The sequence below is a fragment of the Coprococcus sp. OM04-5BH genome (assembly GCF_003482105.1).
GTDB lineage: Bacteria > Bacillota > Clostridia > Lachnospirales > Lachnospiraceae > Coprococcus.
The window spans coordinates 38,909-61,795 of the sequence record NZ_QULM01000007.1; the positions used below are offsets into that span (position 1 = coordinate 38,909).

Genomic DNA, 22,887 nt, shown 5'->3' on the forward strand with positions numbered 1-22,887 from the left:
ATATTGTTTTTCCGACAGAACTTTCTATGCCAGTACCGCATTTCCGGTGTAGAGCTGATAATATCTGCCCTTCTTCTCCAGAAGCTCCTCATGGGTACCACGCTCTATTATCCTTCCCTGTTCCAGCACCATTATACAGTCACTGTTCTTAACGGTTGAAAGTCTGTGGGCTATAACAAATGTGGTACGTCCCGCCATAAGCTTATCCATTCCGTCCTGTACAAGTCTTTCTGTTCTTGTATCAATGGAACTTGTTGCTTCATCAAGTATAAGTGCCGGCGGATCGGCTATTGCCGCCCTGGCTATGGCAAGGAGCTGTCTCTGTCCCTGACTTAAGTTGGCACCATCACCGGTAAGCACTGTGTCATATCCCTGTGGGAGTCTTCTTATGAAGCCATCTGCATTTGCAAGCTTTGCTGCAGCCACAACATCCTCATCCGTTGCGTCTAGCCTTCCGTATCTGATATTCTCCCTTACACTCATGCTGAACAGGTGTGTATCCTGAAGTACGATTCCAAGTGAACGTCTGAGATCTGCCTTCTTTATCTTGTTTACATTTATTCCGTCGTATCTTATCTTACCGTCCTGTATGTCATAAAATCGGTTTATAAGATTGGTTATGGTGGTCTTTCCTGCTCCGGTTGAGCCTACAAAAGCAATCTTCTGTCCGGGCTCTGCATAAAGGCTTACATTGTGGAGTACGATCTTGTCATCATTGTACCCGAAGTCCACATCATCGAATACCACATCGCCCTTAAGTTCCACATATGTTGTGGGATCGCCGTTTGTGTGCTTATGTGCCCATGCCCACAGACCTGTTCTCTTTTCACTCGGAACTATCTCTCCGTTTTCTTTCCTTGCATTTACAAGCTCCACGTATCCTTCGTCCACCTCAGGATCCTCGTCCAACAGATTAAATATCCTCTCGGCGCCGGCAAGTGCCATTACTATGGCATTTATCTGCATGCTTATCTGGTTTATAGGCATATTAAAGTTCTTGTTAAAGGTCAGGAAGCTGGCAAGTCCGCCGAGACTGAAGCCACCTACATTTCCTATGGCAAGCACACCTCCCACTATGGCACATAACACATAGCTGATATTACCTATCTGGGCATTTATAGGGCCAAGTATGTTAGAGTAGTTATTTGCCTTGTATGAGCTTTCGCATAACTGTTCATTAAGCTCATCAAAGGCTTTCTTGCTCTCCTCCTCATGGCAGAATACCTTGACAACTCTCTGCCCCTGCATCATCTCTTCAATATAACCGTTTAAGCTTCCTATATCCTTCTGCTGGGCAATGAAATGCTTCGCTGAAAGACCTCCGATCTTTCTTGTGAGCCCAAGCATTACTCCAACCATTACAAATGTAAGTACCGTAAGAGGGACATTTAACATGACCATACATACCGTCGTGCTGACAATTGTTATGGCACTGTTAAATAACTGCGGCATGGACTGACTTATCATCTGTCTCAAGGTATCTGTATCATTTGTATACATTGACATGATGTCTCCGTGGGCATGGGTGTCAAAGTACTTGATAGGGAGCCGCTCCATTTTTGTGAACATGGCATCACGGAAATGCTTAAGCATACCCTGGGTGACATTTACCATTATCCTGTTGTAAGTATATGAAGCAACAATACCGATTCCATAAAATCCTGCCACTCTGCCGATGGCCTTTAACAGTGGCATATAGTCCTTGGTCTCACTCTTTAAGAGTGGAGTTATATAGTCATCTATAAGTCTCTGCATGAACATGGTTCCCTGGACATTTGCCAGGACATTTATGATTATACATATGGCTACTATGACCACAGCCACGCCATAGTATTTCATTATCATTCCCATGAGTCTTTTAAGCAATTTTCCCGGCTCTGCCGGTCCTTTTTTACCTCCTGATCTTCCCGGAGCTGCCTGTGCCTTTTTTTCTCTCATGTTACTCATTATCCTTCACCTCCTTAACAGCCGGTTCATCAAAGTCTCCGCCCCCCGAGGTCTGGGATTCGTAGACCTCTCTGTAGATATCATTTCCCTCAAGAAGCTCTTCGTGGGTTCCTATGCCGTTTATCTGACCCTCGTTCATTACGATTATGCGGTCTGCATGTTCAACACTGGATATTCTCTGTGCAATTATTATCTTTGTTGTGTCAGGTATCTCAGTTGCAAACGCCTTCCTGATCCTGGCGTCCGTTGCAGTATCAACCGCACTGGTAGAATCATCCAGTATAAGTATCTTAGGCTCCTTAAGAAGTGCCCTGGCAATACAAAGGCGCTGCTTCTGGCCTCCGGATACGTTGGAGCCGCCCTGTTCTATATATGTATTGTAACCATCAGGCATACGCTCGATAAATTCATCCGCACAGGCAAGCTTGCAGGCACGTCTGCACATTTCATCAGTGGCTTCCTTGTTGCCCCATCTCAGGTTCTCGTATATGGTTCCGCTGAACAATGTATTCTTCTGCAGAACCACCGCAACCTTATTTCTCAGGGCTTCCATGTCATACTTTCTCACATCTATGCCACCTACCCTGACACTTCCATCAGTCACATCATACAGACGGCTGATAAGATTCACAAGACTGGTCTTGGCACTTCCTGTACCTCCGATTATACCGATAGTCTCTCCTGACTTTATATCTATATTTATATCCTTAAGAACGTAGCCCTCTGCATTCTCCTTATATTTGAAATATACATGGTCAAATACTACGCTGCCATCCTTAACCTCCATAACAGGATCATCATCATTATGTATAGTGGCCGTTTCATTTATAACCTCTGCAATCCTTCTTCCGCTTGCCATACTCATACTGATCATTACGAACACCATGGACAACATCATAAGGCTCATAAGTATGTTCATGCAGTATGCAAGAAGACTCATAAGATTACCTGTGGTAATGCTGTCACTTACTATCATGTGTGCCCCAACCCAGCTTATAAGCAGTATACATGTATATACTGTAAACATCATAACCGGCATGTTACAGGCTATTATACTCTCTGCCTTAACGAACATGTTGTATACCTTTGCACTGGCATTTGCAAATTTATTTGTCTCATACTCTTCTCTTACATATGCCTTTACAACACGGATAGCAGATACATTCTCCTGCACGCTGGCATTTAAGTCATCGTACTTCTCAAAAACAATATTGAAGTATTTATTTGCCTTTCTTATGATAAAGAACAACACGCAGCCAAGAAGCACCACGGCTATAAGGTAGATACTGGCGATTCTGCCGTTTATAAGAAAAGCTGCCACCATGGCACATATCATGCTGGCAGGTGCTCTCATGCCCATTCTGAGTATCATCATGTACGAGTTCTGCACGTTGGTCACATCTGTGGTCATTCGTGTAACAAGTCCCGCTGTGCTGTATTTGTCTATATTTGCAAATGAAAATGTCTGAATGTTGTAATACATTGCCTGTCTCAGATTTTTTGCAAATCCTGCCGAGGCATAGGCTCCGTACTTTCCACCCATGAGGCCTGCAAATAATCCCACGGCAGCCGCTGCTATCATCCATGCTCCCACTATGCAGATATGTCTGATATCTCCACCGGGAACATTTACACCATCATCAATGATGGACGCCATAAGAAACGGTACTACCGTTTCCATAAGAACCTCAAGCAGCATAAAAAATGGTGTTGCAATGGATGCTGCCTTAAATTCTTTGATCTGTTTCATTAGTGTCTTTAACATCTTTTACTCCTCCTCATGCCATATATTTCAGTATTCACCTGTTTTTCCGATGTTCATAACCTTGTATTTGTCATTTATTCTCTGTTAGCTTTTCCTTACAGGGACACTCTCCCAGAAGTTCCATCATCTTAGTATCTATCTTGTCTATGGAGCTTAAAAATATCCCGATTTCCTCTTCTGTAAGGCAACCGCTTATCTGCTGTTCCATGGCTTCAACCTTTGTATGTATCCTCCGCTCCATGGCTCTGCCCTCATCTGTCATCTCTATCTTCTTAAGTCTCGCGTCCTTCTTCACGCTTGTCCTCTTTATCAGTCCATTCTTATCCATGGTCTGTAGAGTCTGGGTCACAGTGGAACGCCTGAGATAAAAGAAATCCTCCATATCCTTCTGATATATGTCTCCCTCACTACCCCTCACTGCGATAAAACGGAGTATCCTGCTCTGGGCTCCGCTTATTCCTTCCTCCTCCGCAGCCTTGTGAAGGTAATGCTTTATTCCGTTTGACAATATAATTATCCTGTTTCCGAGCTCTTTCATGATGCGCCTCCCTTAGTTCGTATACTAACAGTTAGTAGCCGAACTATATTTTATCACTATATTTTAATATTTCAATATTAATTTGATGAGTTTATAAATAATTCATCAATGATACAAATTCTGCATTTTATGATTTATCTTTGACTGGATATGCTCTGTGTATTATTATGTCTGTATAAAGAAATGCTCAGAAAAGAGGTTTTGTCAAATGAAAATATGTGATTCACATTTACATTCGGAATTTTCTTCTGACTCATCAACACCTGTAAGTGCAGTTATAGAAAAGGCGATAGCCCTGGGACTTCCCAAGGTCTGCCTTACAGACCACTACGACATTGACTTTGTTATACAGGATGAGTCGGATCCAACTATGGATTTCAAACTTGATACACCAAGGTATCTGGCATGCTTAAAGGAAATGTCAGAGCTTTATAAGGATAAGATAGATGTACGCTTCGGCGTAGAACTTGGACTTATGCCGGGCATAGAGGAAAAGGTCAGAAACTATGTAAGTAAGTGGCCTGAATATGACTTTATCATAGGCTCCACCCATCTTGTAAGAGGACTGGATCCCTACTATCCTTCCTACTATGAGGGAAGATCCTCCAAAGAGGCTTTAAGGGAATATTTTGAATGTATCCTTACCAGTGTAAGGACCTTTGACGATTTTGATGTATATGGTCATCTTGATTATATAGTCAGATACCTTCCGGGCGGTGAAAAAGACTACTGCTTCAAGGATCACGCAGATATCTTTGAAGAGATCTTCAAGGTGCTTATATCAAAGGGAAAGGGAATAGAAATAAATACCGGAAGCCTTTATAAAAAGATGACATTTCCTCACCCACACATTGAGGCACTTAAAATGTACAAGGCCATGGGTGGTGAGATAATCACTGTGGGAAGTGATGCCCATGTTACAGATTATATATGTTACGGATTTGAAACTGTTGTGAGGGACCTGCTCACATCCCTGGGGTATAAGTACTACACAACCTTTAAGAACAGAAAGCCTGAATTTAATCCGATATAATATAACAAAACGCCATAAAAATATTCGTGAAAACTTATTCCAATTCCTCATTGCAAAAAAATCCGGCAGAAAACTATATCTGCCGGATTTTTATATCTCATTTCTGATTATATTTTTGATTTATATTATTGGTTTTTATTTTGGATTTTCATGCTCAAGCAATATTTTTAAAATTCACAGATGGTACCGCCACCTACAATATAGTCATCCTTATAGAATACTACTGCCTGCCCCTTTGTCATGGCTCTGACAGGCTCATCAAACAAAACCTCTATTCTGTCTTCGCCTGCCATTTTTATGGTACACATACAGCCCTTGTGGGCATACCTTATCTTCGCCATAACTCTCATCTCGCCATCAAGTCTGTCTATTGCCATAAGGTTAGTCCTGTCCGCCACAAGCCTTGTTTTAAAGATATCTTCATTTTCACCGATAACCACCTCATTTGTTTCAGGGATTATATCCGCTACAAATACAGGATGACCTGCAGCGATCCCCAGTCCCTTACGCTGTCCGATGGTGTAATGGATTATACCCTTGTGTCTACCGATCACATTGCCATTCGTATCTACAAAATTCCCGGGAACTGACACAAGTCCAGCCTCCCTTTCAAGATATCCTGCATAATCACCGTCAGGAACAAAACATATATCCTGGCTGTCAGGCTTATGGGCAACCGCAAGACCTATTTCATCTGCGATCTTTCTGATCTCCGTTTTGTCATAGTCTCCCACAGGCATAAGAGTTCTGCCAAGCTGCTCCTGGGTCAGGTTATAAAGGGCATAAGTCTGATCCTTGGCAATCCCCTTTGCAGTCTTTAAAGTATATCTTCCGTTATCAAGCTTTATGACTCTGGCATAATGTCCTGTTGCTATATAGTCTCCGCCTATCATCATACATCTCTTAAGAAGAGCTTCCCACTTAACATACCTGTTACAGGCTATGCATGGATTTGGTGTATGACCATTCTTATACTCATCAACAAAATAATCTATAACATATTTCTTAAAATCATCCTTAAAATTCATAACATAATAAGGAATTTCAAGGCGATCCGCAACTCTCCTGGCGTCATCCACGGCAGACAGACCGCAACAGCCACCGTTATTGCTTACAGCCATGGGATCCTCACTCTGCCATATCTGCATGGTAACTCCTATAACATTATATCCCTGTTCCTTCAACAGATATGCCGCAACTGATGAATCAACTCCACCTGACATTCCTACACATACTGTCTTCTTATCCATGTTTTATTTCCTCTTAATTTCAAAAGTCAGCAACACCTTAAATTCTCCAAGCTCCTGTCAGTCAGCCTTCTTAACCTGACCTGTAAGCCTGAGATAGGCGTCAGACATCTTTCTCTGATTTCCTATTATACGCTTAAGCACATCCACCGTCCTGTCAATTTCTTCCATGGTGTTCTCATATCCTATGGTAAATCTCACAGAGCCTCTGGCTATTTCTTCCGGAAGCCCTATGGCCATCAGCACATGAGAAGGATCTATTGAACCGGAGGAACATGCAGAACCTGCTGAAGCACATATATCTTCCATATCCAGCATTATGAGCACAGTCTCCCCCTCTACGAACTGGAAGCCCATATTCACATTGCCCGGAAGCCTGTCATTCATGCTGCCATTTACCCTGGCATAGGGTATCTCTGACATTATCCTCTTTATCATATAATTTCTAAGCTTTGTCTCGTACTCAATCCTCTTTGTCATGGTGATTGCTGCAAGCTCCGCCGCAGTCTTCATTCCCACTATTGCCGGAACATTCTCAGTTCCTGCTCTTCTGCCTCTTTCCTGTCCACCACCATGGATTATGCTGTCAAGCCGTATGCCGCTCTTCACATAGAGAAAACCCATTCCCTTAGGTCCGTTAAACTTATGACTGCTGGCACTTAAAATGTCGATGTTCATGTCATTTACATCTATGGGTATCTGTCCGAATGCCTGAACTGCATCCGTATGGAACAGCACTCCATGCATATGGGCGATCCTTCCTATCTCCTTTACAGGCTGTATGGTTCCTATCTCGTTATTTGCAAACATAACAGAAATAAGTATCGTATCTTCCCTTACGGCAGCCTCCAGCTTGTCAAGTCTCACTACACCTGCCTCATCAACATCTATATAAGTAATATCATAACCTTCCTTCTCGAGCCACTCACAGGAGTGCAGGATGGCATGATGTTCTATTTTCGTAGTTATGATATGTCTGCCTTTATTTCTATATGCCCACGCAATACCCTTTAATGCCCAGTTATCCGACTCACTTCCGCCGGAAGTAAAATATATCTCGTCACCCTTGGCATTTATTACAGAAGCTATTACATCTCTGGCATCAGAGATAACATTTTTATTCTTACCTGCAAATCCATACACGCCTGACGGATTGCTGTAATTTGTCCTGTAGTAAGGAAGCATGGCGTCAACGACCTCAGGTCTTACAGCCGTAGTCGCCGCATTGTCCAGATATATCATCAATTATCATTCCCTTCATTTGAATAAGAGTATACTGCGTCTAATATATACTATTCCCTTTAGTATCCCTTGTGAGCCATAAAAGACCTTTAGCTTAGGGAAATTTTTTCCTGATCAAGGGGCTTGATTATCTTTCTGTAGGCATAGGCAAATAATACCAACGACAGCACCATACTGAAAATTTCTGCTATAGGAAATGCAAACCATACATATGTCACATTGTGAGTAGCTTTTGCCAGTATATATGCTGCAGGAACAAGTACGAATAGCTGTCTTGCCATGGACACTATCATACTGTATATTCCCTTGCCCAGAGCCTGGAACACACCTGAGCACGCTATTGCCAGACCTGCAAATATAAACGGACTACTTAGTATCCTCATGGCAGGGATACCCATATTAAGCATATCATCTGTGGCATTGAATATCTTTAAGATAGGCACAGGTGCCACCTGGATGATAATAAGACATACCGCCATTATACACATACATATACTACAGCTTAACTTAAAGGTCTTCATCATCCTGTCAGGGCGCTTGGCACCGTAATTGTAAGCAACTATAGGGATCATACCGTTGTTCATACCGAACACTGGCATGAACGCCATACTCTGCACCTTAAAGTACACGCCGAATATTGTAACCGCAACCTCGTTAAGGGAATACAGGATACGGTTCAGAAGATATGTCATTACAGAACCTACTGCTATCATTATAACAGACGGCACACCTATACCAAGTATTCTTTTTATAATGGTACCTACCGGCTTAAATTTCTTAAAGGATATATGAAGATCAGGGTTCTTCTTAAGATTGAAATATATTGCAAGTATCGCTGCTATACACTGACCTATGACTGTAGCCAGTGCCGCACCTGTCACACCAAGTCTAGGCATACCTAAGTATCCAAATATAAGGATCGGGTCAAGTATTATATTGATGATAGCTCCAAGTCCCTGGGTTATCATGGTATAAATTGTTCTTCCCGTTGACTGAAGAAGTCTCTCAAAGGTCATCTGGGCAAACATTCCAAAGGAAAGTACACAGCACACCATTCCGTAATCTATTCCGTAGGTAATTATCTTCTGGTTTGATGTCTGACTGTGCATGAATGTACCGACGAAGAACAATCCTATGAACAGAAATATAATGTATCCTATAGCTTCAAGGAATATACCCTGTCTTGCAGCTTCATTTGCCTGTTCCTGCTTCTTCTCACCAAGAGCTCTGGATATAATGGCATTAAAGCCTACGCCAAGACCTGATGCCACACCTATCATAAGATTCTGTATAGGGAATATTGTTGATACAGCTGTAAGACCGTCAGTATCAAAATACGACACAAACACACTGTCCACCACATTGTAGAGCGCCTGTACCAGCATGGATATTACCATAGGCAATGACATAGAAACCAAAAGCTTTCCTATGGGCATAGTTCCCATTTTATTTTCTTTGGTTTTGTTGGGGGCGTCTTTTTTGATCTCATTGTCAACCTTATCATTTTCTCTTATCTGCTCTTTTTCTTTCTGCATTTCTTACCTCTTTAACACTAACTTACTCATTTTGTCTTTTTTCGCCACAGACAATATTAACAGTACTGTATATTTATATCAAGTCTTTTTTGCATAGACAAAGGAGCAACAACCATTAAAATTGCCTCTGTTTGGTATCGCCACCTCATATTAAAGGTAGCGACCCCTCGTTTACACTCGGCGTCAAGTCGATTGTGCCATTCCAATATGCGTTTTCAACGCATGGGCACAATCTCTCGGCGGCATTTCGTCAGCACCATTCTAAATGTGCCTTCGACACTTGGTGCTTCCTCTGGCAAGGGTTGCTGCAGCGTAACGATGTCATAGACATCATTACATTAATTAAAAGAGGCATGCCATACAATGACACGCCTCTCGTGGGCTATTTATAATACAATTTAAAATGACTATATTACTTATTTGCAAGCTGAGCCTTGATAGCCTCTGTAAGTGCAGGAACAATCTTATTAAGATCACCAACTACACCATAATCAGCTACATCAAAGATTGGAGCGTCCTCATCCTTGTTGATAGCAACAATGATGTCTGACTCTTCCATACCTGCTACGTGCTGGATAGCACCTGAAATACCGATAGCGAAGTATACGTTTGGACGAACTGTCTTACCAGTCTGACCAACCTGAAGCTCCTTTGGCTTCCAGCCTGAATCTACAACTGCACGTGAGCATGATACCTGTCCGCCAAGTACCTCTGCAAGATCATCAAGAAGCTTGAAGTTCTCTGCTGAACCAACTCCACGTCCACCTGAAACAAGGATCTTAGCGTCCATGATATCCTTGATATCTGAAACTGCCTTTGAAATCTCAAGAATCTCAACATACTTGTTGTTTGGTGTGAAGCCAGGATTGTAATTGATAACTTCTGCTTTCTTTCCTGCTACTCTGTCAAGCTTCTGCATAACACCAGGACGAACTGTTGCCATCTGTGGTCTGTTATCAGGACATGCGATTGTAGCGATTGTATTACCACCGAATGCAGGACGTGTCATAAGAAGCTGATTGTGCTTCTGTACCTGATTTGGAAGTGCAACAAGTGGGAAATCACCGATCTCAAGTAATGTACAGTCAGCTGTAAGTCCTGTTGCAACTCTGGCTGAAACTGTAGGACCAAGATCACGACCGATAGCTGTAGCACCAACTAACATGATCTCTGGCTTGTACTCGTTGATAACTGATGCAAGAGCATGTGCATAAGGCTCTGTTCTGTAGTCCTTTAACTCTGGATCATCAACAACGATAACTTTATCAGCACCATACTCAGCAAGTTCATCAACAAGGCCTGAAACCTCTGAACCGATAAGTACTGCTGTTACGTCTGTATCTAACTTCTCTGCAAGTCTCTTTCCTTCACCGATAAGTTCGAAAGAGATACCGCTAACTTTATTATCTACCTGCTGTGCAAAGACGAATACGCCCTTGTACTGTGCCATATCTTCTGCGTTCATTGCGCCCATTTTATTCACCACTTTTCCTTTTTATTAGATTACATGCTTCTCGCATAATTTACCAACAATGTAGTTTACTGCATCTTCTGGAGAATCAGGTACAACCTTCTCGCCTGCACCCTTTCTTACCTTATCTGATGCCTTAGCAATCTTTGTAGGTGAGCCCTTAAGACCGATATTTGAATCATCTACATCTACAAGATCAGCTCTTCCAAATGTTGTGATCTCTGCATTAACTGCATCAAAAATTCCACCTGGAGTCATGTATCTTGGCTCATTTAACTCTGAAAGTGCTGTAATAAGACATGGCATCTTAGCCTTAAGCATATGATAACCATCATCATACTGACGCTTAACGATAACGCTGTCTCCGTCAACCTTGATCTCCTGTGCATATGAGATAACAGGAAGTCCGAGATGCTCAGCGATCTGTGGACCAACCTGTGCTGTATCACCATCGATAGCCTGACGGCCTGTGATAATGAGGTCATACTCAAGCTTTCTTAAAGCACCGGCGATAGTTGTTGATGTTGCCCATGTATCAGCTCCACCAAGAACTCTGTCTGTTACAAGGACACCCTTGTCAGCACCCATTGCAATTGCTTCCTGAAGTACATCTGCAGCCTTTGGAAGACCCATTGTAAGAACTGTAACCTCTGCACCGTACTCATCCTTTAATCTGAGTGCAGCCTCAAGACCAGCCTTATCGTCAGGATTCATGATTGAGAGCATTGCTCCTCTGTTTAATGTACCGTCTGGGTTAAACTGAACGCCACCCTTTGTATCAGGTACCTGCTTTATACAAACTATAACCTTCACGTTAAGTACCTCCTATTTACTTTAATAAGTTTGCAGAAATAACCATACGCTGTACTTCTGAAGTACCCTCGTAAATTTCTGTAATCTTAGCATCACGCATCATACGTTCTACATCATATTCCTTAATGTAACCATAACCACCGTGTAACTGAACACACTTAGTAGTAACTTCCATTGCAACTTCAGCTGCACAAAGCTTAGCCATAGCTGCCTCTACTGAATATGAAGTCTTGTGGTCTGCCTGGTACTGTTCCTTCTTCTTAGCCGCCTTGTATACAAGTAACTTAGCTGCCTCAACCTTTGTTGCAAGATCAGCAAGTACGAACTGTGTATTCTGGAACTGAGCGATTGAACGACCAAACTGCTTTCTTTCCTTAACGTAAGCGATTGTTGTATCAAGAGCACCCTCAGCAATACCAAGAGCCTGAGCTGCAATACCGATACGTCCACCATCAAGTGTATGCATTGCGATACCAAAGCCCTTACCCTTCTGTCCAAGAAGAGCGTCCTTAGGAATACGGCAGTCTGTGAAGATAAGCTCATATGTTGATGAACCACAGATACCCATCTTGTTTTCCTTTGTACCGAATGTGAATCCTGGTGTTCCCTTATCTACGATAAATGCTGAAATTTCTTTCTGCTTTCTACCACGCTTCTCAACAACACCTGTAACAGCGATGATGATATATACGTCAGCTTCCTTACCATTTGTGATGAAGCACTTTGATCCGTTAAGAACCCACTCGTCACCATCAAGTACAGCCTTTGTCTGCTGTCCCTGGGCGTCTGTACCGGCACCTGGCTCTGTAAGACCGAAAGCTCCAAGCTTCTTGCCTGATGCAAGATCTGGAAGATACTTAGCCTTCTGTGCTGGTGTACCAAATGTCTGGATTGGGTCAACACAGAGTGATGTATGTGCTGAAACAATAACACCTGTTGTACCGCATACCTTTGAGAGTTCCTCTACACACATAACGTATGTAAGTGGATCACATCCCTGTCCGCCATCTTCCTTAGCTACCGGAATACCAAGGAAACCATACTTAGCCATCTTATCAACTGTCTCTCTTGGGAATCTGTGCTGTTCGTCGATTTCCTGAGCAAGTGGCTTTACTTCATTCTGGGCAAATTCTCTGAAAAGATTCTGCGCCATTTCATACTTTTTGTCTAAAGTGAAATCCATTGTTTATTATCCTCCTAAAACAATTTGCGTCTTAATTACTGAGCATCTACAGGGGTCTTTGTACGGTCTGCATTGTATACATAAAATCCCTTACCGCTCTTGACACCGAGATTACCGCCACGAACCATCTTACGAAGAAGTGGACATGCACGATACTTGCTGTCGCCTGTCTCATTGTAGAGAACATCCATAATTGCAAGGCAGATATCAAGACCAACAAAATCACCTAACTCAAGTGGTCCCATTGGATGATTTGCACCAAGCTTCATAGCAGCATCGATACCGGCGATATCTGAAACACCTTCCATCTTGATGAAAGCAGCTTCGTTGATCATTGGGATAAGGATACGATTTACAACGAAACCAGCAGCCTCATTTACCTGTACCGGAGTCTTACCGATCTCTTCTGCGATCTTAACGATTGTATCAACTGTCTCCTGTGGAGTATTAACACCTGCAATAACCTCAACAAGCTTCATACGATCTGCCGGGTTAAAGAAATGCATACCGATCATTGGACGTGTAAGGCCATTTCCAATCTCTGTGATTGAAAGGCTTGATGTGTTTGAAGCAAAGATACACTCTGGCTTGCAGATCTTGTCAAGCTCTGAGAATGTTGTCTTCTTAACTTCCATGTTCTCGAAAGCAGCCTCAACGATAAGGTCACAATCTGCACAAAGGTCTTCTTTGAGACCAGGAGTAATGCTGTTAAGGATTGCATCAACCTTCTCCTGTGTCATCTTTCCTTTTTCAACAAGTCTTGCATAGCCCTTGGCGATCTTATCCTTACCGCCTTCTGCCCACTCCTGCTTGATATCGCAGAGTGCAACTTCATATCCGTCAACCATAGCAAATGCCTTAGCAATGCCCTGTCCCATGGTGCCTGCGCCAATTACGCCAACCTTCATTTTACAATTCCTCCTAAATGATTTTTTTGAAAATGTACCGTAAAAATTCATATACGTTTCGTTTATACAGCCATTTTCTTTTATATCACACTTTTAGGATGGTTTGTTGGGACCATCCTGAAAGTGATAATATCTTAATGATAAAATATACAGTTTAACTGCACATCTTATTTGTTCTGGAATGGAACAACCTTAACTTTCTTATCCTTAGGTGCAAGGAAGTTGCCCATGCCTGCCTTCTGATCCTCTGTCTCGAAACAGTCGCCAAAAAGCTTCTCCTCAATAACGATAGCTTCATCAATATTAACCTGAAGACCATCATTTATTGCCTTCTTGCAGTTACGAACTGCGATAGGTGCGTTCGCAGCAATACCAGCAGCCATCTTCTTTGCTCCTGCAAGAAGATTCTCCTGTGCTGTTGCTGTAACATTACCCTCTTCATCTACTGTTGCCTTGAATACGTCATTTACAAGACCTATTCTGTAAGCATCTGCAGCCTTGATGTTTCTTGCTGTATAGATAAGCTGCTTAGCCATACCAGCGCCCACAAGTCTTGCAAGTCTCTGTGTTCCGCCAAATCCAGGTGTGATACCGAGACCAACCTCAGGTTGACCGAATACTGCATTGTCAGAGCAAAGTCTGATATCACAGCTCATTGATATCTCGCATCCACCACCGAGAGCAAATCCATTAACAGCTGCAATAACAGGGATTGGGAATGTCTCGATCATTCTGAACACGTCATTACCCTTCTTACCAAAGGCTTCACCTTCTGCCTTTGTAAGAGTTGACATCTCTCCTATATCTGCGCCTGCAACAAATGACTTGTCGCCTGCACCTGTAAGAATAAGACATCTTGTTGCCTCTAAATCTACAGCCTTAAATGTAGCTTCGAGTTCTTCAAGAACTGCACTGTTAAGTGCATTTAATGCCTTTGGACGATTAATTGTTACGATTCCAACGTAACCTTCCTGCTCGTATGTAACGAATTCCATTAGGTATCTCCTTTATATAACTGATTTATTGTATATAATTAGTCCTCAATCTTAACGACTGTTGAGCAACCCATTCCACCACCGATACAAAGTGTAGCAAGACCTGTCTTAGCACCTCTTGCCTGCATCTCATGGAGAAGTGTAACAAGGATACGGCATCCTGAAGCTCCAACCGGATGTCCGAGTGCGATAGCACCACCGTTTGGATTAAGCTGCTTCTCAACGTCGATTCCAAGATCCTTACCAACTGCTACTGACTGAGCTGCAAATGCCTCATTTGCCTCGATGATATCGAAGTCTTCAATCTTAAGACCTGTCTTAGCCATAACCTTCTTTGTTGATGCAACAGGTCCGATACCCATGATTGAAGGATCAACACCACCAAGTGCACCGGCTACCCATGTAGCCATTGGCTTAACACCAAGTTCCTTAGCCTTCTCTTCGCTCATTACAACGATAGCTGCAGCACCATCATTGATACCTGAAGCGTTACCTGCTGTAACAAATCCGTTAGGATTGATAGTTCTGAGTCTTGCAAGTGTCTCTGGAGTTGTTCCAGGTCTTGGGCCCTCATCCTTAGCGAATACAACTGTTTCTTTCTTCTTCTTGATCTCTACAGGAACGATCTCAGCGTCAAATGCACCAGATTCCTGAGCTGCAACTGCCTTAGCCTGGCTGTTAGCTGCAAATACATCAAGCTCTTCACGAGTAAGTCCCCACTGCTCACAGATATTGTCAGCTGTCTTGATCATGTGGTAATCATTGAATGCATCCCAGAGAGCATCATGTACCATTGTATCTACTAACTTGCCATCATTCATTCTGTAACCGTAACGACCCTGCATTACTGCATATGGAGCCATTGACATGTTTTCCATACCACCTGCAACAACGATATCAGCATCGCCTGCTTCAATCATCTGTGCAGCCATGTTTACACAGTTAAGACCTGAACCACATACAACGTTTACTGTAACTGCTGTTGTCTCAACCGGAAGACCAGCCTTGATTGAAGCCTGACGGGCAACGTTCTGTCCGAGACCAGCCTGGATTACACAGCCCATGTATACATGGTCTACCTTGTCAGCTGGAACTCCAGCTCTCTTTAAAGCTTCCTTGATTACGATTGATCCTAATACTGGTGCTGGAGTTGTTGAGAGTGCACCACCCATTGTTCCGATAGCTGTACGGCATGCGCCAGCTAAAACGATTTTCTTTGACATATCCTTTTATCCTCCATGAAATATTTTAAATGTGTTCAGTGAAATATTCTGAAAAAAGCATTAAAATTCCTTACAAATATTCCATTAAACTACATAGACTGCACTCATTCTATCACAAAAGAAAAAAGGGTGCAATATAAATTGCCCCTTTAGTCTGTTCTAAAAATAATACAAGTCATGATAAAAACGACTTATTTTCTGCCTTTACCGGTGTTTCTTTGCTGCCCTCGGGTTTTATTTTTTGTTCCCGGATTATTTTTATCAGCACGTTTCCCTCTATCCGTCTTGTTACTATTTTTACCGGTGCCTCTCTTGTCATCCGGTCTGTTTTTATTTCTACCGATACCTTTTCTACCATCCGGAGCGCCGTTCTTATTATTGGTTTTACTGCCGCTTTTACTTTTATGTTTATTGTCAATTCTTCCATTATCATTTACGGCATTGTCATCCCTGCCGGCATAGGATTTTTTGTCCGTATCCGACGCTGGCTTCCTCGGCCTTATGAGGCACTTCTCACTAAATCCGATCAGATCTTCACGGTGCCCCTTTATAAGAGCTTCCTTTACAAGATCATAGTTTTCCGGCTTCCTGTACTGGATAAGTGCTCTCTGCATGGCCTTTTCATGAGGATTTCTTGGCACATAAACCTTCTCCATATTTCTTGGATCCACGCCTGTATAATACATACATGTAGATATAGTTGAAGGCGTAGGATAAAAATCCTGAACCTGTTCCGGCATGTAACCTATATCTCTTATATACTCCGCCAAAGCAATAGCGTCTTTCATGGTGGAACCCGGATGTGATGACATAAGATAAGGCACAAGATACTGTTCCTTGCCCGTCAGATTATTCACCTTACGGTATTTATTTATAAATGCTTCATATACAGAATTCTCCGGCTTACCCATAAGCTTAAGCACATTATCGCTTATATGTTCCGGAGCCACTCTAAGCTGGCCGCTTATATAATATCTGCACAACTCCTTTAAAAACCTGTCATCCTTGTCTGCCATAACATAGTCAAACCTTATACCGGAACGTACAAATACCTTTTTCACTCCCTCTATGTTTCTTAGCTTGGCAAGAAGATCCAGATAATCCTTGTGATCCACCACAAGATTTTTACACGGTTTAGGGAAAAGACATTGTTTCTCCGGACAGGCTCCGTATTTCTCCTGTTTCTTACATGCCATGTGTCTGAAATTCGCCGTAGGGCCTCCCACATCATGTATATATCCCTTAAAATCCGGATTTTTTGTCATATTTACAGCTTCTTTTATAATGGACTCGTGACTTCTTGTCTGCACTATCCTTCCCTGATGGAAGGTCAGGGCACAGAAGCTGCAGCCTCCAAAGCACCCTCTGTTGCTGGTAAGGCTGAACTTAACCTCGGAAATGGCAGGTATACCACCACTCTCCCTGTACATAGGATGATAGTCATTCATGTAAGGAAGATCGTATACATCATCCATTTCCATCTCAGTCAAAGGCATGGCAGGTGGGTTCTGCACCACATACCCCCTGTTGCCGTACCCCTCAACCAGAGTTTTTGCCACAAACGGGTCCGTATTTTTATACTGGATCCCGAAGCTTTCCGCGTACTTCATCCTGTCGGCCTGAAGCTCATTATACGACGGCAGAAGCTTATAGTCATATACGTCATCTAAATGCCTTGTCTTATAAACTGTTCCCCGGACAAATGATATATCCTTGACATCAATGCCGCTGTCAAGAGCGTCTGCGATCTCAACAATGCTTTTCTCGCCCATGCCATAGGATATGATATCCGCCTGGGAATCTATAAGGATAGAATGTTTAAGCTTGTCAGACCAATAATCATAGTGGGCAAGCCTTCTGAGGCTGGCCTCTATACCGCCTATGATTATAGGAGTGTTCTTGTAAGTTCTCCTGATCAGATTACAATATACCACCGTGGCATAATCCGGACGCAATCCCATAACTCCTCCGGGAGAATATGCGTCCCTGCTCCTGTGTTTTTTATTTACAGTGTAGTGATTGACCATGGAGTCCATATTTCCTCCACAGACCAGAAATCCAAGTCTCGGTTCGCCAAACACATCTATACTGTCATCCCTCTTCCAGTCAGGCTGAGGTATCATGCAGACCTTATATCCATGAGCCTCCAGGACTCTGCTTATGATGGCAGAACCAAATGAAGGATGGTCAACATACGCATCCCCCGTGACATACACGAAGTCCGGCTGTTCCCATCCCCTCTTATTCATGTCTTCTCTATTTACAGGTAAAAAATCTTTCATAGTAAATTATTCTGTCCCTCTGCTGTATTCAGGAATATCCTCAGCCATACCTGCGCCAAGCACTACCGCCTCAAGAGCACGGTCACTTACATAGGTATCAATTCCGGTCTTTTCCTTTATGAGCTTGTCCATTCCATACATAAGACTTCCGCCACCGGTAAGAGTAATACCCGAAACCGAAATATCCGCAACCAGCTCCGGAGGGGCCACTTCCAGTATTCCATGTATGGCATTAAGTATCTGCATGGTAGGCTCACTGAAGGCTTCTATGGTCTCATTTGCATTTATGGTAATCCCCTTAGGAAGCCCCCTTATAAGATCTCTTCCCTTAACTGTATACGTAAGTTCCTCAGGTCTTTCATAAACTGATCCTATAGCAATCTTGGCATTCTCTGCTGTCTGCTCACCTATAAGAAGATTATACTTCCTCCTTATATACTTTATCATGGCAGCATTATAATCGTCTCCGGCACATTTTATGGACTGGCTTTCCACTGTACCTCCCAAGGATACCACTGCAATATCCGTAGTACCTCCGCCGATATCGACCACCATACTTCCTCTGGCACTGTTTATATCAATTGATGTTCCTATAGCGGCTGCCAACGGCTCTTCCAGAACATAAACAGTCTTGGCTCCGGTTCTGTATACTGCGTCCTCAACAGCTCTTCTCTCTACCTCTGTTATCCCACTTGGCACACACACACACACCTTGGGTCTCCCTACGCTTATACGTTTCTCCATAGCCGTCTTGATAAATGCCTTTAACATCCTCTCTGTGATAGTAAGGTCGAACACAACGCCCTTCTTAAGCGGCCTCACAACCTCTATATTCTCAGGGGCCTTACCTATCATCTTCTTAGCCTTGGCTCCAATAGCCAGTATCTTCTTCGAATAAACATCATACGCTACTACGGAAGGCTGGTTTATGACAATTCCCCTTCCCCTCACATACACAAGTACATTTGATGTTCCTAAATCTATTCCTATATCCATGGTTGGCATGGTATCTTCTCCCTTTAACTAAAAATGGCATCTAGCCTATAATAATACAATTATAAGCATAGATGCCATTATTTTCAACAAATTATATCAATAAAATTTTTATTGGATATCTGCCTTTAAAAGCTTCTTTGAAAGCGGATCTCTGGCTTCTGCTCTTGCTATGCCATCATCTACTGCCTTGAGAAGTCTGTCGATATTTCCTGTTTCCATAGACATAAGCAGGTTCTTAATAGTTCCACTCATGCCGCTCTCAGGCTTATATCCCTTCTCACTCATGTATCCCTTGGCAATATCAACCATGTTTGCTTCCTGAATCTGATCAAAGTAAACTCTGTTATTAAAGTGTCTTGCCTGACTCATATTATCTGCAAGCATATTTGAAAGAGCCACCTTCTCACCTGTAAGGATTATCTTAACATCACTCTTTTCAGGTGCGCATAATTCTATGATCTCCTTAAACTTATCAGGTCTTACAAGACCGGCATTCTCGATTATGAGACATCCGCCCTTAAGCTTATTCATAGCACCTGTAAGCTTATCCCTGCTTGCTGAGTTGATACCCTTCGCACTGATCTTAGCCTTTGCAGCATTCTTGCACCATCCAAGATCAAGATATGTTCTTGCAAAATCTTCTCCGATATTCGCAAGACCGAATCCGTGAAGACCAAGAACCACAAGATTCTTTGTTCTGTTTGAATCCATCTTTATTGTCTGGAGGATATTTACTATCTGTCCGCCTGCAGGATTTACGCTGAGATACTTATACAGGTACTTGGCTTCCTTAGGAAGTGCCTTACGCTTCTCATCGATAGATGATGTATCCTGCTCTTCAACCTGTACTCCATCAGCAGCCTCTGCCTCCGACGCAAGCTTAGCAGCCTCTTCTTCCTTACCCTGTTCAATAAGTTCAGCTTCCTTACGAGCCTCTTCTTCTCTCTTTATAGCTTTTTCAAGAACAGCCTTTGCTGCACTTGCTTTATTTCTGTGATCCTCAAGAGTATTCTTCACCTCTGTCTCAGCCTTTATGATAGTCTCAAGATCCTTGCTTCTCTTAGCCTCAACTGCCTCTTTCTCTTCCTTGGCGGTTTGCTTACGGGCAACAACTCTCTCTGCCTGCTCTGTTCTGAGATCAGATATCTTCTTCTTAAGTTCACTTTCCTTCTTATCTGCGTCGCTTAACAGCTTCTTGGCATCAGCCTCTGCCTTCGCCTTAGCATCGGCAGCTTCCTTGTCAGCCTTAAGTGCTGCAGTCTTAACCTTTGTAAGCTCTGCTGACTCTGCAGTAGCGTAACTCTCTTCCTCCGAAGCAAGATACTCCTCTCGCTTCTTCTCACTTTCCTTCTTATCTGCCTCAAGCTTATCCTTAGCTTCCTTGGCAACGGCCTCTGCATTCTTAAGCTCAACCTCTTCTGTAATTTTTGCTTCTTCAACGATCTGTTCGGCCTGCTCTTCAATATCCTGAGCCTTTGAAAGAAGATCCTCAGCCTCAACAAGAGACTTCTTGGCTGCGTCAAGGGCTTCCTGTGCCTCAGCTTTTGCCTTCTTAAAGGACTCAACATCCTTCTTAACCTCGGCGATTTCCTTGTCAGAAGCAGCCTTCTCATCACTGATCGTCTTGATCTCAGCCTTTGCCTTTTCGAGATCAGCGGTAACTGTCTTGATCTTAGCGTCTGCTGCTTCTTTCTTCTTGATAGCTTCATCAAGAAGCTTCTTGATCCTCTCTTCTTCCTTTTTAGCTGTCTCTAATGCCTTCTCGGCGTCTGAGCATGCCTTAGCCGCTGCGGCCTCCTTCTTATGAGCCTCACTTTCTCTGTTAAGGATGCCCTTATGGCTGTTTGTGAGCTTATCAAGCTTCTTGCTTGACTCTGCTTCCATGTCAGAAGTATTCTTCAGATTATTTGAAGCTTCCTCTTCAGCCTTCTTGGAATCACTGAAGATAACGCCTGCCCGTTCCTTATCGCCCGCAGCTTCCTTCACTAATTTATCAGCGGATGCTTCTGCATCAGCTTTCTTCTTCTTGGCAGCCGCAATAGCACTATTTTTGGTATCCTCGATACTCTTGGCATCCGCCTCGAACTTCTTGACAGCCTCAGCGTAACCGGCTTCATACTTATCAATGTTTGCCTTCTTGTTATCCGCAAGCTTCTTTATAGCTTCATCAGCAGCAGCCTGGGCGTTGCTGATAATCTTATTCTTGATCTCCTCTGTGTTAATTCCGCTTAAGATTTTATCTGACTCTTCCTTGGCAGTCTTCTTGTTCTCGTCAATCTGCTTTTTAAGTGCCTCAACATCACTGTTAAGTTTAGCCTCTTCCTTCTCAAGAAGCTCTGAGTTTGCCTTAGCCTTAGCATCAGCGTCAGACTTGAGCTTAAGATCGTAATTTTCACGTTTCTTAGCATACTCTTCAATCTGCTTTGTAAGCTCTACCTCAGCCTTCTCGGCCTCATCTATAGTCTTCCTGGCTGTCTCGGCAACCTTCTTAGCTTCCTCAGCCCTGTTCTTTGCATTATCGATTGCCTGCTTCTTCTTGGCTTCCTTTTCAGCCTTAGCCTTTTCGGCAGCAATCTTCTTACGCTCTTCCTCGGCTTTCTTTCTCTTAGCTTCCTCTTCTGCCTTTCTCTTGGCCTCTTCTTCAGCTTTCTTCTTAGCTTCTTCCTCAGCCTTCTTCTTAGCTTCTTCCTCAGCCTTCTTCTTAGCCTCTTCCTCAGCTTTCTTTCTGGCAAGTTCTTCTTCACTTGTCTCATCAATGTTAGAAAGATTCTTTATGCCTGCTCCAAGGAAATCTTCATCTTCGTCATCATCATCAATGTCATACATTGAATTGACATCACTTCCTGCTGCTACATCTCTGTCCGGAAGAATACTGAACAGATCTCCGTTTGCATCATTACCCTTTGGAGTCTTAACCTCTTTAACCTTGACATTCTTACCTGCAATCCACTCTGTATCATCGTCAGCAATAACTGCCTCTGTGTCCTCTGAGAAGGTTTCTTTCTCAGCCTTCATGTCAGACTTAATGCCACCGGATACAAACATATTCTTCTTGGATTTACCAGCTTTATCTTCAGATTTCTTGACATCTGTATCTATTCCAAGAGACGGCTTATTCTTTGACTTCTCTTCCTTATCACCGAGACCTCCAAGACTTCCGCCTAAGCCGCTGCCAAGACCTCCGGAGCTGCCAAGCCCACCGCCAAGGGTAGGTGCATCATCATCATCATCACCGGCAATACCTCCAAGATTAAGGCTAAGGCTTGGACCGCCCAGGCCCCCACCAAGGCCACCAAGGCCACCAAGGCCTCCGCCTGGCTTCTCTTCACTCTTTTCTTTGGCACCTTTCTCATCGGTCTTCGGTTGTAGTATAGCAGCCTCCTCAGCCTCTCTCTCCGCTTTTTCTTTAGCAAAAATCTCGTCCGGGTTAAGTCCCATGGCTTCAAGTTTCTTACGCCGTTTCTTCTCCTCGATACGAGCTAACTCTTCAGCAGATAATGTCTTGTATTGGCTCTTTTTGCCACCGTCGTCGACTTTTTTCTTTCCCCCATTTTTAAGTGCCTCTTCTTCTTCAAGGCGCTTCTGTTTTACGGCTTCAGCAGCTCTTTCTTTTTCAAGCTGGGCTTTAATTGCAGCAATCATTGCCTCCGTTTGATCCATAGCCAATTTGTTCGCCTCCTTCCATTAATACATTCAAGTCAAGTATGCA

Annotated in this window: 16 protein-coding genes; 1 reads left to right on the plus strand and 15 read right to left on the minus strand. The window is 43.1% G+C overall.

Annotation, left to right across the window (positions count from 1 at the left end):
* Nucleotides 1-24: 24 nt before the first annotated feature.
* The 3 genes from DXB54_RS11205 to DXB54_RS11215 form a co-directional block, all read right to left on the minus strand.
* On the minus strand, nt 25-1,938 hold the full coding sequence (locus DXB54_RS11205; protein ID WP_442872139.1) for an ABC transporter ATP-binding protein: 1,914 nt from the start codon (nt 1,936-1,938) through the stop codon (nt 25-27).
* Nucleotide 1,939: 1 nt separating this feature from the next.
* Nucleotides 1,940-3,712 (minus strand): ABC transporter ATP-binding protein, encoded by a 1,773-nt coding sequence (locus tag DXB54_RS11210; RefSeq protein ID WP_021937528.1) that lies wholly within the window; start codon nt 3,710-3,712, stop codon nt 1,940-1,942.
* 70 nt (nt 3,713-3,782) lie between these two features.
* Nucleotides 3,783-4,250 carry a MarR family winged helix-turn-helix transcriptional regulator gene (locus DXB54_RS11215; RefSeq protein ID WP_021937527.1) on the minus strand — a complete coding sequence of 156 codons (468 nt, stop codon included), beginning with the start codon at nt 4,248-4,250 and terminating at the stop codon, nt 3,783-3,785.
* A 208-nt stretch (nt 4,251-4,458) separates the two neighbouring features.
* Here DXB54_RS11215 and DXB54_RS11220 point away from each other — a divergent pair, with 208 nt between their 5' ends.
* Nucleotides 4,459-5,283 carry a histidinol-phosphatase HisJ family protein gene (locus tag DXB54_RS11220; protein WP_021937526.1) on the plus strand — a complete coding sequence of 275 codons (825 nt, stop codon included), beginning with the start codon at nt 4,459-4,461 and terminating at the stop codon, nt 5,281-5,283.
* A gap of 167 nt (nt 5,284-5,450) precedes the next feature.
* Here DXB54_RS11220 and mnmA read toward each other — a convergent pair whose 3' ends face one another.
* From mnmA to DXB54_RS11280, 12 genes are all read right to left on the minus strand, one after another.
* Nucleotides 5,451-6,533, minus strand: coding sequence for a tRNA 2-thiouridine(34) synthase MnmA (gene mnmA, locus DXB54_RS11225; protein ID WP_021937525.1), 1,083 nt, complete (start codon nt 6,531-6,533; stop codon nt 5,451-5,453).
* 57 nt (nt 6,534-6,590) lie between these two features.
* Nucleotides 6,591-7,772, minus strand: a complete 1,182-nt coding sequence (nifS, locus tag DXB54_RS11230) for a cysteine desulfurase NifS (protein WP_118695229.1) — start codon at nt 7,770-7,772, stop codon at nt 6,591-6,593.
* A gap of 89 nt (nt 7,773-7,861) precedes the next feature.
* Entirely contained in the window at nt 7,862-9,307 is a 1,446-nt protein-coding gene (locus tag DXB54_RS11235; protein ID WP_118695230.1) for an MATE family efflux transporter, read from the minus strand.
* Nucleotides 9,308-9,719: 412 nt separating this feature from the next.
* A complete protein-coding gene (locus tag DXB54_RS11240; RefSeq protein WP_021937522.1) occupies nt 9,720-10,781 on the minus strand; it encodes an electron transfer flavoprotein subunit alpha/FixB family protein in 1,062 nt (353 codons plus the stop codon).
* 24 nt (nt 10,782-10,805) lie between these two features.
* Nucleotides 10,806-11,591: an electron transfer flavoprotein subunit beta/FixA family protein gene (locus DXB54_RS11245; RefSeq protein WP_021937521.1), complete on the minus strand. Its 786-nt coding sequence runs from the start codon at nt 11,589-11,591 to the stop codon at nt 10,806-10,808.
* A gap of 16 nt (nt 11,592-11,607) precedes the next feature.
* Nucleotides 11,608-12,774 (minus strand): acyl-CoA dehydrogenase, encoded by a 1,167-nt coding sequence (locus DXB54_RS11250; RefSeq protein ID WP_021937520.1) that lies wholly within the window; start codon nt 12,772-12,774, stop codon nt 11,608-11,610.
* A 35-nt stretch (nt 12,775-12,809) separates the two neighbouring features.
* The gene (locus tag DXB54_RS11255) at nt 12,810-13,682 is read right to left on the minus strand and encodes a 3-hydroxyacyl-CoA dehydrogenase family protein (RefSeq protein ID WP_021937519.1); all 873 of its coding nucleotides are present in this window, start codon (nt 13,680-13,682) and stop codon (nt 12,810-12,812) included.
* A 167-nt stretch (nt 13,683-13,849) separates the two neighbouring features.
* The gene (locus DXB54_RS11260) at nt 13,850-14,677 is read right to left on the minus strand and encodes an enoyl-CoA hydratase-related protein (RefSeq protein WP_021937518.1); all 828 of its coding nucleotides are present in this window, start codon (nt 14,675-14,677) and stop codon (nt 13,850-13,852) included.
* Nucleotides 14,678-14,715: 38 nt separating this feature from the next.
* On the minus strand, nt 14,716-15,900 hold the full coding sequence (locus DXB54_RS11265) for an acetyl-CoA C-acetyltransferase (RefSeq protein WP_021937517.1): 1,185 nt from the start codon (nt 15,898-15,900) through the stop codon (nt 14,716-14,718).
* 191 nt (nt 15,901-16,091) lie between these two features.
* Nucleotides 16,092-18,182, minus strand: coding sequence for a YgiQ family radical SAM protein (locus DXB54_RS11270; protein WP_118695231.1), 2,091 nt, complete (start codon nt 18,180-18,182; stop codon nt 16,092-16,094).
* Between the two features lie 6 nt (nt 18,183-18,188).
* Nucleotides 18,189-19,187, minus strand: a complete 999-nt coding sequence (locus tag DXB54_RS11275; protein WP_021937515.1) for a rod shape-determining protein — start codon at nt 19,185-19,187, stop codon at nt 18,189-18,191.
* A gap of 99 nt (nt 19,188-19,286) precedes the next feature.
* Complete coding sequence (locus tag DXB54_RS11280) at nt 19,287-22,838, minus strand: hypothetical protein (RefSeq protein WP_118695253.1); 3,552 nt, start codon at nt 22,836-22,838, stop codon at nt 19,287-19,289.
* Nucleotides 22,839-22,887 lie beyond the last annotated feature (49 nt).